This window comes from Butyrivibrio sp. MC2021 (assembly GCF_000621605.1).
Classification (GTDB): Bacteria; Bacillota; Clostridia; order Lachnospirales; family Lachnospiraceae; genus Butyrivibrio.
Window position 1 is genome coordinate 465,868 of sequence record NZ_JHXX01000002.1, and the last position, 19,666, is coordinate 485,533.

Annotated in this window: 6 protein-coding genes; 3 read left to right on the forward strand and 3 right to left on the reverse strand. The window is 44.8% G+C overall.

All coding sequences use genetic code 11. The features are described 5' to 3' along the window. Positions 1 to 22 precede the first annotated feature (22 nt). The 3 genes from T359_RS19760 to T359_RS21485 all read left to right on the forward strand — a co-directional run bounded on the left by T359_RS19760 (position 23) and on the right by T359_RS21485 (position 15,578). A complete protein-coding gene (locus T359_RS19760; RefSeq protein WP_035783951.1) occupies positions 23 to 12,622 on the forward strand; it encodes a hypothetical protein in 12,600 nt (4,199 codons plus the stop codon). Between the two features lie 77 nt (positions 12,623 to 12,699). Then, positions 12,700 to 14,058: an MATE family efflux transporter gene (locus T359_RS0107955; RefSeq protein WP_035783952.1), complete on the forward strand. Its 1,359-nt coding sequence runs from the start codon at positions 12,700 to 12,702 to the stop codon at positions 14,056 to 14,058. Between the two features lie 701 nt (positions 14,059 to 14,759). Then, on the forward strand, positions 14,760 to 15,578 hold the full coding sequence (locus T359_RS21485) for a hypothetical protein (RefSeq protein ID WP_155840042.1): 819 nt from the start codon (positions 14,760 to 14,762) through the stop codon (positions 15,576 to 15,578). Positions 15,579 to 16,478: 900 nt separating this feature from the next. Here the strand turns inward: T359_RS21485 and T359_RS0107970 are convergent. From T359_RS0107970 to T359_RS0107980, 3 genes are read right to left on the reverse strand one after another with little or no spacing between them, the layout of a single operon-like run. Continuing rightward, positions 16,479 to 16,691 (reverse strand): hypothetical protein, encoded by a 213-nt coding sequence (locus tag T359_RS0107970; RefSeq protein WP_026517014.1) that lies wholly within the window; start codon positions 16,689 to 16,691, stop codon positions 16,479 to 16,481. A 56-nt stretch (positions 16,692 to 16,747) separates the two neighbouring features. After that, the gene (locus tag T359_RS0107975; RefSeq protein ID WP_026517015.1) at positions 16,748 to 18,436 is read right to left on the reverse strand and encodes a 2-hydroxyacyl-CoA dehydratase family protein; all 1,689 of its coding nucleotides are present in this window, start codon (positions 18,434 to 18,436) and stop codon (positions 16,748 to 16,750) included. Further along, entirely contained in the window at positions 18,433 to 19,635 is a 1,203-nt protein-coding gene (locus T359_RS0107980) for a 2-hydroxyacyl-CoA dehydratase family protein (RefSeq protein WP_026517016.1), read from the reverse strand. Before T359_RS0107980 ends, T359_RS0107975 begins: the two co-directional genes overlap by 4 nt. Between the last annotated feature and the right edge of the window lie 31 nt (positions 19,636 to 19,666).

Genomic DNA, 19,666 nt, shown 5'->3' on the forward strand with positions numbered 1-19,666 from the left:
CTATGCGCTTGATGATATATATATGGGATTTGAAGTTGACCATATAACTATTGAGTTTGACCCGAATTATATAAATATTAAAAATCCCGGTTTTGGTATAAGAATTCATAACAAAAATTCTTTAGGATATAAGGATAATCATTATCAGCCCAGTTGGGATAAGAAGACTCCGGAAGGCCGGTATTTATTTAATAAAATATACTACAATGGTAAGACACGTCGTAATTCTGATCAGATTGCTCAGCTTCTTAAGAAAAATAAGAGGGGTAACTATGAAATAGTTATCAGACCGGATACATATGAGTTTAACGATGGAATAACAGGTACATTCAGCGGAAAGTTTACTGATATTGGTTTTTACCGAGATGAGGAAAAAGCATATCATTATGGTCCAGCTTATTACAATGATACAACTTTTAATATAGGCATTAAGTCAATCACTGTAACCAAAAAAGGAGACAATGTTAAAAGATCTACGTATAAAGGAAGTACTTATGAAGTAGTCTATGATTGCAGAAATGGAAGCAAGGATTATGTTGACTTTTATGATATGAAAAAGCTTGAACCGGAGGTATGGGCAAATCATGGCAAGAGCCTTATAGATGTATCTCAAACTAGTAACGGTTCTGTAATCTCATTCCAACATGATTTTGAAGAGAAATATACTGAGTTAAAGAAAAAAGATGATAAGGATAAGATTGATCTAAGCAGACTTGTTAGTATTAATGTAGAAGTCGAGGGACTTGAAAATTATACATATGATAAAGGTTCCTATCTTATTCTTTCATACAAGCTTTTGGATGAAAATAAAAATGAGATATTTGTATATGAAGATACCTCGCATACAGGTGTAAACTATGTTGCTGCCACTTCAGGTACAGCTAAGTATTTCTCTGTAATGTGCAATTGTGATGATTATGTGGAAAATTTTTATCGTGGACCCAAACAAGTTACAATTAAAAAAATCACTTTCACAATGGCTGGGGAGAATAATCCTTCATTGGATAATTCTTCTAACAGCGGTACATCCGGAAACACTTCCGGAAGCACATCCGGAAATACTGCAGTAAATAGCGGCACCGATTATGCAACAAGAATAAATAATTACATCATTCTAGTTTACAATTTGATAGAAGCAACTCAACTTGCAAATGATGCCACAAAGGATGTTAATACTAGTGGTACAAGAGATAATATCTCAAAAGCCATGAAGGTCTATACAGATATAAAGGCTTATAATAGTGAACCTAATAAAATTGTAGACAATGCAAAAGAAGATTGTCAGGCAATGAAAACGACACCAGGCTCAGATTATAGCAAAAAAGAACTTGGTTATGATTTTACTATTAGTGATCTCAAGCAAGCTATATCTGGCAGGTGGAAAGAGGCTAACGAAGCAGGAAAAGCCGCAAAAAAAGCCGCAGAAGCAGCAGCTGAAAAGCTCAAGCAGAACGCAATTGATGCAGCTGCAGAGGCTGAGAATAAGGCAAAACTTGCAGAATTGGAATTACCTAAGGTAACTGATGCCATAGTAAATTTAAAGGGCCATCAGTCTAAGAAAACAATACAGGATGCATATAGTGCAGCATCAGCAGCTATGTCCGTAGTTACACAAGCCAAAACTGCTGCAAAAGCTGCAGAAGCTGCAGCTGAACTTTGCTATGACACTGATGGGGCAAAAGCTCTTGTAAAAGATGCAGTGGCTCATGTAACAGATGCAGTTAAAAAACTTGAAGATGAAGCTAAAAATGCATATGCTCTCGCAGATGATTATACGTTACAACTTAAAGATGAAGCTGAAAATGCTAAGGCTGCAGCTAATACAAAAGCCGGAGAAGCAACAAATGCAGCCAGCGCTGCAAGAAAAGTCGTAACTGATATTCTGAATGCACTTGAAAAAAATCCGATTGTTATTAGCGATTTTAGTCAATATGACACAGACAGTGAAGGCAATGATGTAACTGCAATGGAGGCTGCAAAAATTGCAGCAGATAAAGCAGACAGTTCTGCAACAGCAGCTAATAATGCAGCTACTACAGCAACTTATGCTGCTAACGAAATCGATGAAAAAAGTGATCTTTACACACAGACAAATAATGCTGCTAGCAATGCAACAGAGGCAGCAAAATCTGCTAAAGTATCTGCTCAGGCTGCACGAGCAGCAGCTGCTGCAGCAAATGCAGCCGTTGCTGCCAAGGAAGCTAATGATGTAGCGGATGAAGTTGACGATTTAGTTAAGAATTCAGTTTCATCAATTACAGCTGAAGTAATAGCTAAGGCTAATGCAAAATCAGATGCTGCCACAAAGGCTGCTGAAGCAGCAAAGGCAGAATATGAAATGGCAGCTGTAGCTACAGCTGATTCTGATTCCAACAAGGCACTTTCTGATGCAAAAAATGCTGCCCAAAAAGCATATGATGCTGCAACTGAAGCAGCAGCTAGGGTATCAGAGGCTGCAAAGGCTGCAAAAAAAGCAGCTGAACTGTCAATTGCTGAAGAAACATTAGCCGCAGCTGATGCAGCTGAGGCTGCCAATGCTGCTGCCGAAGAGGCAAGGAAAGCAGCCAAGGCAGCAGAAAATGCTATAGCTAAGCTTGATCCTGAAAATGCTACAGCTGAAATGATTGCTGATGCAAAGAGAATATCTAAGGATGCATATGATGCAGCAGATGCTGCCACAAAGGCTGCTGAAGCAGCAAGGGATGCGGCAGAGAAATGTCAGGTACAGAGCGTAAAGGATAGTGCCGAAGAGGCAGCTGGAAACGCAGAAACTGAAGCAGGTAACGCTACCGAACAAAAAGGTTTATTAGATCAGGAAATTTCTAAAGCTCAGGATAATCTTGATGCTAAAGCAATTGAGGAGATTACAAATGCTCTGGCGGCAGTAAATGGTGTTAAGGGCCAGGCAGAAACTGCTAAAAAGAACGCCGAAGAAGCTTCAAGTGCGGTTGAAAAGAATTGCAACAGCCATAATATTGAAGTTGTTAAAAACACGGCAAATACAGCTTATTCTACTGCAGACAACACATACAGCACAGCAGTCGGAGTTATTGAAACTCTTGAAAAATATACAGCGGATAAGTATGGAGCCGATGTAATATCCAAGGCAACAGAAGCTAAAAATGCAGCATCAGCAGTTATTTCCGTAGCTACAGAAGCAAGAACTGCTGCAGACAACGCTCTTATTGCTGCTGCCAATGCTGCAGCTACTAATGCTACAAATGCAGAAACAGCTGCTAATGATGCAATTATTAATGCGGAAACCGGAGTAACAGCTGCTGAAGGAAAGCTTGACACAGCAAAGGATGATCTGGCAACTGCTATAACAAAGCTTCTAAATGGAGAAGCATCAATCGCTGACGTTAATGCAGCTATAGATGATGTTTATGAGAAAGCAGCTGATGTTGAGAATAAGGCAGCTACAGCAAAAACAGCTGCAACAGCTGTTTCAGATGCTGCAGGAGACGTTACTGCAGCAGTAAATGCTATTACCGAAGTGGTTACAGCAGGAAAAACCAAGAATCCTGATGCTCTTAATAATGCTATTAATAGTGCAAACACTGCTGTAAATAACATTCCTTCAACAGTAAGTTCAGTCAACGAAGCAGCAGACGCTGCAATAGGTGAAGCCGCTGCTGCAAAGGCAGAGGCTGAAAGAGCAGCAAAGATTGTCGCTGCAATTGAGGCATTGAATGAAGCCAATGAGGCATTGAATGAAGCCTATGAGGCAGTAAATGGTGATGAAGAACCAAAGTCAAAGGCTAAATTAGCTGAAGAAGCTGCATCAGAAGCTTCTGAAGCTGCAACAAAGGCAACTCCTTCTGAAGAAGGAGCTATAGTTTCAGCAGATGATGCTTTAGATGCTCAGAACAAAGCTGCTAAAGCTACGACTGCTGCTCAGAATGCTACTACAGCAAAAGATGCATTAGATAGTGCAGAAGAAAAGCTTACAGATGCTTTAAATGCAATAACAGAAGATGATATTAAGGAAGATACTATTCTTTCAGATCTTAAGGAACAACTTGAAACTACAAATAGCGAGGTAACCGATCTGTCTGAAACTACAGGCCAGCAGGCCGGAGCAGCACAGACTGCTGCCAGCGATGCATCAACAGCAGCAGGAAATGCTTTTAGCGCTATTATTGCGGAAGCAAATGAAAAAGCAAGTGATGCAGCAACTCAGAAGATCCTTGTTAACAAGGCAGCTAATGATATTGACAGTGAGAATCCTACTCAGTCATTAGTCAATAGGGCTAAAGAAGCCGTAAAAGAAGCTACAAAGGTAATTGAAGCAGCTACAAATGCAAAAGATGAGGCTAAGAAGGTTGCAGATGGTGCAACAGATCAGGCAACCAAGGAAGCTGCCGCTGCTGCAGTAGAAGCAGCAGAAACAGCAATCAATGAAGCACAGGGTGTTGTAAATAAGACAACTGAGAAAATCAATGCAGCTCAGAGCGTCATCGATCAGGCTGCAAGAGATATTGTAGATAGTAAGGTATCAGAGGCTAAGACAGAGGCTGGAAGGGCTGCGACAGCTAAAGATACTGCTAATACAGCTAAAGAAACAGCTAATGCTGAGAATGTGGAAGTATCAGCTGCACAGAAGGCTGTAGAAGATGCAGAGCAGGCAGCTAAGGATGCCAAGGACGCAGCAGATAAAGCAAAGAAGGCTTATGAAGATGCTGTGGCAGCAGCCGCAAAGATCGTTGATCCTGAAAGGAAGGCTGCAGCAGAGGCAGAAGTTAATAAAGCAAAAACAGCAGCTGATAATGCAGGAAAAGATGCAGAAGAAGCTAAAGACTCACTCGAAGCAGCAAAGACAGGTCTTAAGAATGCTGAAGATAAATCAAATCTTGATGTAGCTGACAGCGTATATAATTTAGCTAACAATCTTGATGATCTGGCTAATGAAGCATCAAGACTTGCTAAGCTTGCAATCGAAGCAGCTGCTAAAGCGCAGGTTAGTCCTTCCAAGGCAAATATTGATGCAGCTAACGAAGCAAAGAGATTAGCAAATGAAGCAGCCGCTAAGATTACAGATGAAGATATCACCGCTGTACAGAAGGCTGCTAAGAAGGTAATGCTTATTGCAGCATCAACAGATAATGCAGCTGTTGATGAAAAAGCAACAGAAGCAGCACTCAATGCAGCCGGCGCTATTAAGAGTGCAGGAAATGCAACAACTGAAGTAGATGATGCAGCTAAAAAGGTAGATGCAGCTGTTATTGCAGCAACAAATGCTCTTGACCAGGCCGCAACAGATGCCGCAACTGAAGCAAATAATAAAGTAAATGCTATTACAGATGAACTTGGTAAACTTACAACTGCGCTCAAGGATCTTAATGAAACTCCTTCATTAGATACTGTTGTTGCAGTAAATAATGCAGCTACTTTAGTAGAGGCAGCAGCCAAGGCAGCAGAAGATGCAGCAGATATCGCAGAAATTGCAGCAGGTAATGCAGTTAACAATGGATCTGTAGCAAGTGAAGCAGCAGTTACAGCCGACGGAGAAGCAGAAAGTGCAAGAAGTACAGCTCAGAAAGCAAGAGAAAGAGCTGAAGAAGTAAAGAACAATATTCTTACTGCTGATCAGGCAGCCAGCGCCGATGCTCAGTCATGGGCAGCAAAGGCAGCAGTAGCAGCTCAGAAGGCACAGGATGCAAAAGATGCAGCAGATGCAGCTGTTACTGCAGCAAATGCAGCTATAGCTGAAACTGCAGTTCCTTCTGAAGCAAATGTGAAGGCAGCCAGAGATGCATACAGAGCAGCAGTAAAAGCAGCAGAGACAGCAGCTGCTGCAGTTACAGAGGCAGAAGATGCGAAAGCTAAAGCAGTTGAGTATGCTGGTAAAACAACTGAAGAAGCCGGAAAGAATGCCAAAGAAGCAGCTGAAATTTCTGCAAATACAGCAAAAGAAGCAGCAAATGCTGCAAGCTCTTCAGCAGAATCCATAAAGAATGCAGAAAGTATTGCTCAGGCAAGGCTTGATGCAGCAAATGCAGCTACAGCAAATGAAAAGGCAAAAGCAGCAGCACTTGAAGCAGCAAATGCAGCTTACACATATGCTGAAAAGGCAGCAGGACTTGTTGACGGAGCAAATACAGAAAAAGAAGCAGCAAATAAGGCAGCAGGTGAGGCAGAATCAGCTCCTTCATTAAGAACAATAGCAGCAGCTGAGGTTGCAGCAAAATCTGCCAAACAGGCAGAAGAGGCATTACGTACCGCTATGACCGAGTACGAAGTTGCCAAGAATAAGGCAGATAATGCAGCTAAGAATATTACAGATACAGAAATAAGCACAATTCTTTCAAATGCAGAGAGTAAAGTTGAAGGAGTTCAGCAAGTAATTAAGGACGCTAACTCAGCAGCTGGCTTAGCAGAGAATAAAGCTAGTGCTGCAAAGGGAAAGCTTGACCAAATTGCAAGCGAAGCAGCTGAAATAGCAAAAGGACTGGCTGATAATATTTCTGAAGACACAGATCCTATAAAGTCAGCAGTGACTGCAAAAACAAATGCTCTTAAAGAGGATGCTACAGAAGCTGAGGTTAACGCAGCTATTGCCGCAGCAGAGGCAGCAGAAACAGTTGTAGGTAATCTTATCAAGGCAGCAGAGGCAGCAGAGAAGGCAGCATTAAATGCATGGTCAGATGATAAGATTCAGGATGCCAATCAGGCAGCAACTGCAGCAAGAAATGCTGCTAAGACTGTTCAGGCAGCAGCAGATGCAGCAAGATCCGCAGCACAGACAGCTAAGGGAAATATTGATGCAGCCAAGCAGAATCAGGCTGATCAGGACGCTGCAGATGCTAAGACTAATGCAGAAAAAGCAGTTAATACAGCATCCGAAAAAGTAAATGAGTTAAAGAGCGCAGTTGAGACAGCTAAGGGACTTGCAGATACAGCTAATGAGAAAGCAGTTGCAGCTATGTTCAATCCTACAAAGGATAGCGTTCAGGCAGCTAAGAGTGCTCTTTCTGAAGCGAAGGGTGCAGTTGAGACAGCTAAGGGTAAGATCAAGCCTGCAAAGGATGCAGCAAAGACAGCAGTTGATCTGGCTAACAAATCCGGTGATGAGACGGTTAAGAAAAATGCAGCAGATGTAAATGTAGAGGTATCCGTTGCAGCAGCAAATGCCGGAAACGTAGATGAGACTGTAAAAGATATCCAGACTCTGGTGGAAAACGCTGAAAAAGCTCTTGATGCTGCAGCACAGGCAGCTATAGACATAGTAACTAATGCATTAAGCGCTGTGTCTGATGCAACAACTGTTCTTAACCAGGCATTGGAAGCTCTTGAGGCTGATAAGTCTTCTGAGAATGTTGTTGCAGTAAATAACGCAGCAACCAAACTGGAGGACGCAGCAAAGAAAGCAGATGAGGCTAAGACAGCAGCTGAAAATGCAGCTAAGGATGCTGTAAATAAGAAGACTGCAGCAGAACAGGCAGTTACAAAAGCCACGAATGCAGTTAAGAACGCCAAGAAGGCAGCTGAGGATGCAAGAACAGAAGCAACCAAAGTTCAGAACAGTCTTCTTAATGCTGATCAGCAAGCCAGCGTAAATGCTCAGTCTGAGGCCTTCAAGGCAGCAGTAGCAGCTCAGAAAGCACTTGATGCAAAAGCAGCAGTAGATGCAGCAGTAGAAGCAGCAAATGCAGCTATAGCTGAAACTGCAGAGCCTTCTGAAGCAAATGTTAAGGCAGCCACAGATGCATGCAGCGCAGCAGTAAAAGCAGCAGAGACAGCAGCTGCTGCAGCTACAGAAGCAGAAGAAGCGAAAGCTAAAGCAGTTGAGTATGCTGGTAAAACAACTGAAGAAGCCGGAAAGAATGCCAAAGAAGCAGCTGAAACTTCTGCAAATACAGCAAGGACAGCAGCAAATGCTGCAAGCTCTTCAGCAGAATCCATAAAGGATGCAGAAAGAATTGCTCAGGCAAGGCTTGATGCTTATAAGAATGAGGAAGCAGGCGTAGCAAAGCAGACAGCTCTCATGGCAGCACAGACTGCAAAGGATAAAGCTGATGAAGCAGCACGTCTTGCAGCAAAAGCAGAAACAGCAGCACAGCCTGCAACAGCGGCTGCAAGCTCAGAGAATTCATTAAGAAATATTGCAACAGCTGAGTCAGCAGCAAGCACAGCTGAATTGGCAGCTCAGGCAGCACAGTTTGCATATAGTGAATATAAGGCAGCAATAGCCAAGGCAGAAAATGCAGCAGTAGGTATCACAGATGAAGAGCTTACAGGTATACTGGAGGCTGCAAAGGATGCTGTTACAGGTGTTGAAGCTGCAATTAGCACAGTAAATGGCGCAGTTTCAGCAGCAAGAGCATATGCTGCTAATGCTAAAAAAGAACTTGATGAAGCAGCAGGTTTAGCAGCTGATACAGCTAATAATCTGGCTAAGTCAATTGATGAAGGTTATGAAAATGCAGCAATTAAGGCTAATGTAAACAGCGCAGCAGATACATTAAACGGTGAAAATAATTCTGTAGATGATGTTGAAGCAGCAATTACCGCAGCAAAGGCTGCTGAGGAATTAGCCGGAAAGCTTATCGAGGCAGCAAATGCAGCAGATGCTGCAGCAAAAAATGCATGGTCAGCTGAAAAGATTCAGGATGCCAAGGATGCAGCAGATGCAGCAAGAACTGCAGCTCAGACTCTTCAGACAGCAGCAGATGCAGCAAGATCCGCAGCACAGGCAGCTCAGGGAAGAATAAATTCAGCAAATGAGAATGCAGCAGTAGGTGCAGTTGCTACAGCAAACGAAAAATTAGATGCTTTAAAGGACGCAGTTGAAACAACTAATGGTCTTGCAAAGACAGCTAAAGAAAAAGCCGTTGAAGCAATGTTCAATCCTTCAAAGGATAGCGTTCAGGCAGCTAAGGATGCTCTTGATGCGGCAAAGACTGCAGCTGATGATTTAAATAGTCAGGATGCCAAGGATGCAGCAGATACAGCAGTCACCCTGGCCAACGCAACCAATAATCAGACAGTTAAGGATGATGCAGCTGAAGTAAAAGCAAATGTATCCGTTGCAGCAGCAAATGCCGAAAACTTAGCTAATACTTTAAAAGATATCAAGACTTTGGTTGAAAATGCTGAAACAGCTCTTGATACTGCAGCACAGGCAGCAATAGACATGGTAAATGATGCTTTAAGAGCTGTGTCTGATGCAACAACTGATCTTAACCAGGCATTGAAAGCTCTTGAGGCTGATAAGTCTTCTGAGAATGTTGTTGCAGTAAATAACGCAGCAACCAAACTGGAGGAAGCAGCAAAGAAAGCAGATGAAGCTAAGACAGCAGCTGAAAATGCAGCTGAGCATGCTGTAAATAAGAAGGCTGAAGCAGAACAGGCAGCTCAGTCAGCCAGAGAGGCATATGATACTGCAAGTAGTGCAGCTTCAGCAGCAAGAACAGAAGCAACCAAAGTGCAGAACAGTCTTCTTAATGCTGATCAGGCAGCCAGCGTAAATGCTCAGTCTGAGGCCTTCAAGGCAGCAGTAGAAGCTCAGAAAGCGCTTGATGCAAAAGTAGCAGTAGATGCAGCAGTGGAAGCAGCTAAGGCAGCTATAGCTGAAACTGCAGTTCCTTCTGAAGCAAATGTTAAGGCAGCAAAGGAAGCAGCAGCCAAGGCAGCTGCAGAAGCTGAAAAGGCTGATACTGCAGCAAAAGAAGCAGCTAAGGCAGCAGAAGCAGCAAAAACCGCTGCAAATGATTCTACAGATCCTGCAGCAATACAGGCAGTTACAAAAGCCACGGAAGCAGTTAAGACCGCCAATAAGGCAGCTGAGGATGCAAAGAAAGCAGCTGCAACAGTAGCAAATGCAGAAAACATTGCTCAGGGCTATCTTGACCAGGCTGAAGCGAATAAAGCAAAAAATGCAGCTCTTGAGGCAGTACAGACTGCAAAGGATAAAGCTGATGCAGCAGCAGGACTTGTTCAAGCAGCAAATACAGCAGCAGCGGAAGCAGCACAGGCTGCAAACGCAGAGAATTCATTGAAAAATATTACAGCAGCTGAAGCCGCAGCAAATGCAGCAGAAAATGCCGCTAAGGATTTAAATGCTGCATATGATGAATATAAGGCAGCAATAGCTAAGGCAGAAAAGGCAGCAGAAGGTATTACAGATGAAGAGCTTGCAGGTATACTGAATGCTGCAAAGGATGCTGTTACAGGTGTTGAAGCTGCAATTAGCTCAGCAAATGGCGCAGTTTCAGCAGCAAGATCATATGCTGAAAATGCTAAGAATGCACTTGATGAAGCAGCAGGTTTAGCAGCAGATACAGCGAATGATCTGGCTGAGACAATTACTAAGGAAGAACATGAAAATGCAGCAATTGTGGCTGATGCAAACGGCATTACATTAACCGGTGAAAATATTACTTTAGGTGATGTAGAAGCAGCAATTGCCAAAGCAGAGGCTGCTGAGGAATTAGCCGGAAAGCTTATCGAGGCAGCAAATGCAGCAGATGCGGCAGCAAAAAATGCATGGTCAGCTGATAAGATTCAGGATGCCAAGGATGCAGCAGATGCAGCAAGAAATGCTGCTCAGACTGTTCAGGCAGCAGCAAATTCAGCAAGAACTGCAGCAGCAGATGCAACTCAGAGAATTATCAATAAAGCTCAGAGTGAAAAGAATCAGGCAATAGACGAAAAGAATCAGGCAATAGAAGACAAGAATAAAGCAGTAGAAGACAAGAATCAGGCAGTAGAAGACAAGAATCAGGCAGTAGCCGATAAGAACCAGGCTGAACTTGAGAAGCAGAAGCTGGAACTTGCATTAGAGAAGGCAAAACAAGCTCAGCAGGCAGCAGAGGAAGAAGCTGAGAAGGCCCAGAAAGAGGCTGAGACTGCTAAGGACGAAGCTGAGAAAGCAGCTCAAGCTGCTGCAGATGCTAAGGCAGCAGAAGAGACAGCTCAGCAGGCAGCAGCTGATGCAGAGGCAAAAGCACAGGCAGCCAAGGAAGCTCAGGAAGATGCTGAGGCGGCTCAGGAAGCTGAGGCAGCATTAAGAGAAGAAGCTGAGGCAAAAGCTGCAGCGGCTCAGAAGGCAGCAGAGGAAGCAGCTGAAAAAGCCGAAGCAGCAAAGTCTGAAGCTGATGCAGCAAGAGCAGAAGCAACAGCTACAGCTGAAGCAGCAGCCCAGGCAGCTAAGAAAGCAGCCGAGGATGCAGCAGAAGCAGCCAAGAAGGCTCAGGAAGAAGCTGAAAAGGCACAGGAAGAAGCTGTTAAGAAAGCTATAGACGAAACTGAAAAGGCAGCCGCTGAGGAAGCCGCAAGGGTAGCTAAGGAAGTAGCAGAAGCAGCCAAGAAGGCTCAGGAAGAAGCTGAGCAGGCAGCAAAAGAAGCAGCAGAAGCCGCAGCAGAAGCAGCTAAGAAGAGCGCTGAAGAAAAGGCCGCTGAAGAGCTTGAGAAGGCAAGAGAAGAGTTCCAGAAAGCCCTGGATGAAGCTAATAATGCCGCTGAAAAGGCTCAGGAAGCCGCTAATGCAGCTGATGAAAGAGCAAAGGAAATCGCTGAACAGGCAGCTGAGGCCGCCGATAAGGCAGCCAAGGCAGCAGAAGAAGCAGCAGCAAAGGCAGAAGAAGCAGCAGCTAAGGCCGCTGAAGAAGCTCAGAAAGCTCTGGAAGAAGCTAATGCAGCCAAGGAAGAAGCTGAGGAAGCTCAGAGGGCAGCCGAAGAGGCAGCTAAGAAAGCCCAGGAAGATGCTGAAAAGGCAATAGAAGAAGCCGAGAAGAAGGCTCAGGAAGCCGCTGATAAGGCAGCTGCTGAAGAAGAAGCAAGAAAGGCAGCTGAGGAAGCCCAGAAGGTGGCTGAGGAAGCTCAGAAGGCAGCAGAAGCCGCAGCAGAAGCCGCTAAGCAGGCTGAAGAAATTGCCATTGAGATTGATGAGGAATCTGACAAAGCAGATTCTAAAGACAATAAGGACAAGAGCGGAAAGCCCGGCAAGGACAACAAGGATAAGAACAAAGACAAGGATAAGAACAAAGACAAGGATAACAGCCAGGATAATAACAAACAGGATAATAACAGCCAGGATAATAACAACCAGGATAATAACAATCAGGATAGCAACAACCAGAACGACAATCAAAGCAATGACAGCAACAATGAGCAGACAAGCAACGGATCAGATAACAACAGATCCGAGAATCTGGTAGTTGATAACAGTAAGCCTGATTCAGGTAAGGATAACAAGGACAATAAGAGCAGCGACGACAGCAAGGCAATTAAGCCCGGCAAGTCAAATGACAGCGATAAGTCCGGTTCATCCAAGCCCAGCAAGGATGTTGTTAAGAAGGAAACAAAACCTGTTGAAACCGAGACAATAACAGAGATCGAAACAAAGGACAAGACAGTAGCTATTACTGATAACCTGTTTATCAAGAAGCTCACTGACCAGGCCGAGGTAGATCCCACATATGCTATTGATGATTCGGATACACCTACCCACGGTGGTTCAGGAAAGACACTTAATACAGAGATTTCCGGCAATACAATCAATCCGGTTCTGTTTGTACTTGTTATTTCACTTATCTCATTGATGATCCACCTGTATCTCTTCCTTATTCGCAGAAAGAAGGAAAAGCAGGAGCAGGCTTGGGATAACAGCAGATCATAAAGTTTATAAAAGAATGTAGCAGTTCATATAGCTGCTACATTCTTTTTTTGTTATCATAAATTGGAGGAGAATTTTTTATGAAGATCATATCTGCCAGAAAAGGCTTTTACCGGGAACTTTTTGTCCTGGTTATACCAATCGTCATACAGAATCTTATAACATCCGCCGTCAGCATGGCGGATGTAGTTATGCTGGGAAGAGTTGACCAGACATCTATTTCCGCTTCAAGTCTGGCGGGACAGGTGATGTTTCTTTTAAATGTGGTGTTCTTCGGACTTAACTCCGCGTTGACCATTCTGGCAGCTCAGTACTGGGGAAAGGGTGATAAAAAGGCAATCTCCAAGATTCTTGGAATAGGGCTGATTATCTCTCTTGCAATCACTGTTACTTTCGCGGTTATGGCATTTTTCTTTCCATACTTCGTTATAAGAATCTGGACCAATGTTCCGGAGCTTATAGATGCGGGAGCGGTGTACCTGCGGTATGTGGCGCCGTCCTATATTTTCCTGGGAATATCCCAGCCCTATCTGACCATACTTAAGAGCTGCGAGAGAGTAAGGTTTGCCACATCTCTTTCTGCAGCTACACTTATTTTAAATGTGATCCTCAATGCGCTTCTTATCTTTGGTCTTGGGCCTTTTCCGGAGATGGGCATAGCGGGAGCGGCTCTTGCCACCACCATATCCTGCGGCGGGGGGCTTGTGGTGTGCATTGCGGACTTTTTCAGACAGGAGATCCTCTCGCGGAATGTTATAGAGATGTTCAGGATACCCAAGGTTCTGGTGGCGGATTTTGGCAGGTATTCACTGCCTGCTTTTATCAATGATGCCATGTGGGGCCTTGCCTTTAACATGAACTCCATCATCATGGGGCATCTGGGCTCGGATATAGTGGCCGCCAATTCGGTGGTGGCTGTGGCAAGAGATCTTGTAACGGTTGTGGGCTTTGGAATCTCCGCAGCTGCGTCCATCATGCTTGGAAAGGAGATAGGGGAGAACCGCCTGGAGCAAGCAAGAAAGGATGCGTCCTCCATAATGAGGGTGGCTCTTATCTCGGGGATCCTTTCAGGACTGGTGCTGCTTACCATAAGTCCCTTTATTCCGGGACTTGTTAAGATATCAGAGACGGCGGCTTTTTATCTTAAGAACATGCTGTATATAAATGTGGTTTACCAGCTGGGGCAGATCATCAATACGGTGCTTATCGCCTCACTTTTCAGATGCGGAGGCGACTCCAGATACGGCATGATTCTGGATATAGCCTGCATGTGGGGCTTTGCGGTGCCCCTGGGACTTATCAGCGCCTTTGTCTTAAAGCTCCCGCCCCTTATGGTCTACATCCTGATGTGTACCGACGAGTTCGCCAAGATGCCCTTCGCAATACATCACTATCTCGCCGGCAACTGGATCAAGAATATAACAAGGGACAGCGTATGAGGTGCCCCCCAATTTCATGTTTAATATATCAACCCGCATAATCTGTGGCAGCCGGAAGTCCCCCTTGGTAGTCAAGGGAGGGCACTCGAGGTGCCATCCCGGAAGATAAGGGTTTGTCGCTCCATTCAGTCAAGGACTTTCGCGGCATAAATCCTCGCTCGGGGTAATACTTGGACTCCGCGGAACGCTATGGCGCTGCGGTTTATTCCACGGTTCCTTGACTTCATTCCCGCGCCGGGTAATTATGAAGTGACTTTTGTGGCGTGTCTGAAGTCAACTTATGGGTAAAATAGGATAAGAAGAGCAGTTTTTAGCAATCTTATCCTATAAAATATCGTTATCAAGATGATGTCTTAACGTTATACAGTGATTTTTAAAAAAAGATAGGATAAGATGGTGCACAAACGCTCGTCTTATCCTATTTTTCTCGAAAAAACATAGGATAAAACAATAGAAAATGCGTAATCTTATCCTATTTTGCTGATTTTGCCTTGGGTTTATGAGAAAAAGATATATACAATGCAAGATTGATTGTATATAATACCACTTGGATAACCAAATCTGGATTATGACCATATTTAAATAATCTAAGCCATGCTTCCGGCATGCTTTTTGCACTGATAAAGTGCAGTCGATTGCCTTGTTTCAAGGTGATTTTCAAAACTAGAACATAAAATAATATTGGAGGAGCATCAATAGTAATGAAAATGATGTCGTTGATCATTAATGATCTGCATGAAAGAAATGAGGCGCTAATTGCATTTGGAAGTGAAGCTTCCGAAAAAGTCAAAAATGTGCCGGAAGGAAAACTTAGAATAGCACTTAACTCAGGAAAGTATCGCTATTACAAGATTACAGATGCAAAAGATACAAGGGGAAAATATATCACAAAAGAAAATATTGATGAAGCTAAAGAACTTGCTGAAAAAGACTATTTACAGAAACTTCTGAGAGCTATTGATAAAGAGACAAAAGCCATTGAAAAAGCACTAAGCATTCTCAAAAAGTGTAATACTAATATGGCTGCGGAAGATATTTTTTCATCACTGGGAGAGGCGAGGCAGGAGATTATTAAACCAGTAATAATCAATAATCAGGAATATGCAAAAAGATGGGAAGAAGAATCATATAACACTAATGATTTCAGACCAGAAGAAAAGGTATATTCAACTAAAAAAGGAGACATGGTCAGATCAAAGTCAGAGGCTATGCTGGCTGATATGTATTACGACCTGGGAATACCTTATAGATATGAGGCAGAACTTCGACTTAAGAATGGAAAACGTGTATATCCCGATTTTACATTGCTTGATGTTTCATCCAGGCAAGAAATCTATCATGAGCACATGGGGCTAATGGATAATGAAGAGTATCGAATTCATAATCTACAGAAGATAGAAGAAAACAGGAATAATGACATTTTTGTAGGCAAGAATTTGATCATTACCTTTGAATCTGCAGGATGTCCCCTGAGTATCAGAACAATAAAGAAAAATATGATGGAGTTATTTTCAAAATAAACTGAGCCTTATTATTTGTAGCTGGATTCCGGGCAGGTTGAGGCATCCGGGGGACGTTCTTGGAGGGACCCTTCGAGAAGGTTCCCTCCGCCACTTGGGCACCCTCCCACTAAGCTTTATCTCTGGGCGCTGCCCAGACCCGTCCTCGCCGGAGGGCAGGAGGACCAGCATGAAAAGAAGCTGGCCCCTGGCCGGTTAAGGATTGTCCGTGTCATGAATTCAAGGACTTTCGCGGCATAAATCCTCGCTCGGGGTAATACTTGGGCTCCGCGGAACGCTATGGCGCTGCGGTTTATTCCACGGTTCCTTGACTTCATTCTCGCGCCGGGTAATTATGAAGTGACTTTTGTGGCGTGTTTGAAGTCAACTTATGGGTAAAATAGGATAAGAAGAGCAGTTTTTAGCAATCTTATCCTATAAAATATCGTTATCAAGATGATGCCTTAACGTTATACAGTAATTTTTGAAAAAAGATAGGATAAGATGGTGCAAAAACGCTCGTCTTATCCTATTTTTCTCGAAAAAACATAGGATAAAACAATAGAAAATGCTTATTCTTATCCTATTTTCCTGTTTTTATTACATCAATTTCTACTGCCGCGAAAGCCCTTGAATTAGTGACAATGATAATCCTATTCCCGGCGGGGGCCGGCTTCTTTTTCTAGCCGGCCTTCCTGCCTTCCGACGAGGACGGGTTCGGGCAGCGCCCGAGATAAAGCTTGGGAGAGGGGATGCCCAAGTGGCGGGGAGCCCTTCTCGAAGGGACTCCCCAAGAACGTCCTCCGGTGCAGATAACTATAAGGGAAAGCCAAGAACGTCCTCCGCTATCAATGACTAAAAGGGAAGAACAATAACAAAAAAGGCCTGACACAAAGTGCCAAGCCTTTTATTATTCACCTATCAGAAATCTTCCGATACATTATCCCTCATGCCGTAAGGGGTGAGAGTTGTATCCGGTCGTTTCATATTGTCGAACCTCTTGATCATGAGAGGTTCCCAGATGTAGTACATGAATTTGCCGTCCAGGTCATAGTAGAAGACTACGAAGAGTAATCCGTAGATGAAAACGGCAATTTTTATTAGTTTAAATATGAATTTTCCCAGTATTTTCATGATGTTTTCCTCCGAATTAAGTTTACAGTAAATTGTATGCTCATAACAACATGAAATTACCAGCTTCCGCTGTCGTCGAAGTCCACCAGGGTGGGATCAAGGGGCTCCTCGTGCATGACGGTGGTCATGTAGTCGTTTATTAAGCCGCGGATCTCCTGGCGGGAGACGGTTCTTTTATCGGGAAGAGCATGGGGAACCCAGATGGCGTGGATGTCTCTTTTTCTGAACTCGTCCTCGAATACACCGTGGATACCCTGCATTCCCTTGCACTGGAGCTGGTCGTACATGATGACCATATCGCAGTGGAAGCGTTCCATGTAATCAAAAAGTGAAAGAATATGCTCGTGTCCGCCCACAGCCATGGCTCTCATGGGTGCCTTCTCGTTGAACCAGCCAAGATCCTCCAGGGCGTGCTCATAGGTATCTGTTCTGAGGTACTGGTCAAACATAAGTGAATCCATATTGATGACACAGTTGATGCCCCAGCAGTTGTAGGCCCAGGTGGTCCAGTGGGAGTAGTACAATGGAGCACAGCTCCAGGCGATGGCACGGTGTCTGGTCTTGGGGAAGCAGACAATCTTGTTCTTAACGGTCTTGTTCATGATGCGCTTAACGTGGTCGTCGATCTCATGCCAGATAGGTCTGTCGCCGTCCTGGGAGTAGTAGATCCTATAAAGAGCCTGGGCGACGCTGCTGATGGGATAATAGTTGGTATTGGCGTCCACATCCCACTTTTCCCACTCGAACTCAGTGAGCTTGTTAAAGCTCTGGGCGTACTTCACATACTGATCCCAGTCGAACTTGACACCGAACTGATCCTCGATGAACTTCCAGCAGCCCTCGATCTCTTTCTGACAGTGCTTCTGAACCAGAGGATCGTCGTAGCGCATGGGCTGCGGCATTGCATAAAGCGGTCTGTTAAGGAACCAGTCCTGAAGAACGGAAGTTGCCACGGAGCCGTCGCAGGCTTCATTGGTGGTTACCATGACAGGAGAGTAGTCGGGATAATCATCCTCGATAAAAAGTCCGTACTCTGCCTGACACATGGGGCAGGGATCCGCAGGAAGGCCGATGGACTGGGCTGCGTCGATATAGTTTAGAACCGTGTGGCTGTTGACATGAACCGAAACAAAGTAGGTGATCATCTCAAGGGGAATGTCCTCAAGGACATCTCTGAAGGGATAAAAAACTGAGCCGCTGACGGTTTCGTTGTGGGCGATATTCTTGTGCCACTGCTCCGAAGCCTCTCCGCCGTGGAGCTTTTTATCCGAGGCAAACATCTCCATGAACTGGCGGATGGTCTCGCTAACCATGGCTCTGTAGTGCCAGGCGGAGGCACGCATTTCCTCGCCTCTCATGCCCTCCATACCTCTGTCGAACCAATGGATGGCGGTGAGATAGGTCTGCCCCATCCAGCGGTAGCGAAGAAGACCTTTGGTGAAGTCCACCAGAGCCTTGGGGGTTCCGCCACCGTACTTCATGATATCCGTGACCATGTGACCGTAGTTGTAGAGCCAGATCATGTTGAAATAGTACATGGTGTCCTTGACGCCTCGCCACTCGCGGTGCTTGTAAAGACCTGTATTTTCTACATAGAGAGCTCCAAGGCGCCTCTCTTCATGGGGCTTGCCATACCAGAAATCCTTGACAGCCTTCTTCAGGTCCTTGGGTTTATTCTTATCCTCGGGAGCCTTCTCAACCACGAAGAGCTTCCTGTAGGTGTTCTTTATATCAGTTAAATTCATCCTGCAGAGCCCTCCTTTTTATTGTGAATAGCCTTGAGCTCGATACTCTCGACAAAGGCCTGGAAGCGGGTACGGAGCTGTCCCACGGCGTTGTTGACGTATTCCTTTTCGATGGAACAGACAGGATAGCCGTAGTCCCTGGGTAGGATGAGAGTGTCGATGGTGCGCTCATAGCTCCAGTATTCGCAGAATTTCATCTGGGAAATAATGATGCCGTCGGCCTTGTATTCCTTGGCAACCTTGGCAAGATAGTCCTTTCGCTCCCGCATGATGTGCTGCTCCATGAATCGGGGACATTCGCTGGTCTCAAGGTAGTGGCGGGCGATTGCATAAAGGGGAGTCTCTCCCTCTTTTACCACAATCTCTTCACGTCCGGGCAGAGAGCCGTAGCAGTGGCGGTCAGCCACAACCAGGGCGCCGCATTCCTCGATGAGCTTGATAAAATCAGGATCGTCCTCCTCGGAACCGGAGAGGACCACTTTACATCTGTAGGTCTTTTTGACATCGGGCTTTCTGGTCTTAAGCTGCTCTGCGATATCCCGGAGTTTATCTATGATGAGATACTTGGGACAGGTGAGGGTTGCCAGCATGATAACGGAGAACTCCCAGCCTGTGATGGTGGGCTCGTCCAGCTTGCGGTAATTTCCAATCTCCGTAACAAGCCTGCAGATCTCATTGTGCTGCTCGATCGCCTTGAGCAGGGCTTCGTCACTGGTATCGATGTCATACTTTTCCTTCAGCTTATCCAGAACATGGGCCTGAAGCTGGGAAGCGTAGTGTTCTATGGAGTTTTTGTTTTTCTTAAATGGAACATCTGTGAATTCACAGAAGAAATCAGGGTTCTGAATGATGTCCATCAGCTGCAGATGCTCCTGGAAACGACAGGTAACAGTGCAGGTCTCGGTAGCCATCTGGGCATCAAGAAAATTGTAACCGCCCTCAAGAGCTCTCTCCAAAAGGCATCTGCCGTACATACAGGTTCTGCCTGACATGTAGTAGGTTGCCATATCGGGAGAGGTGGAGCGGGGTGCACGAAGACGCACAGAAAAACAGCCCGGAAGATCCAGCAGTACTTCAGGCATGAAGTAGCAGGTGTAGCCCAAAGCTTTTTTCCCCTCAGCCCTGGCCTGTTTTACCAGCGGATTGGCTGCTTCCTGTAGAAGGTCCTCGAGCTCAAAGATATGCACGAGATCTTTCATAAAAAGGTATGCCCCCTTGACATAAGATTTT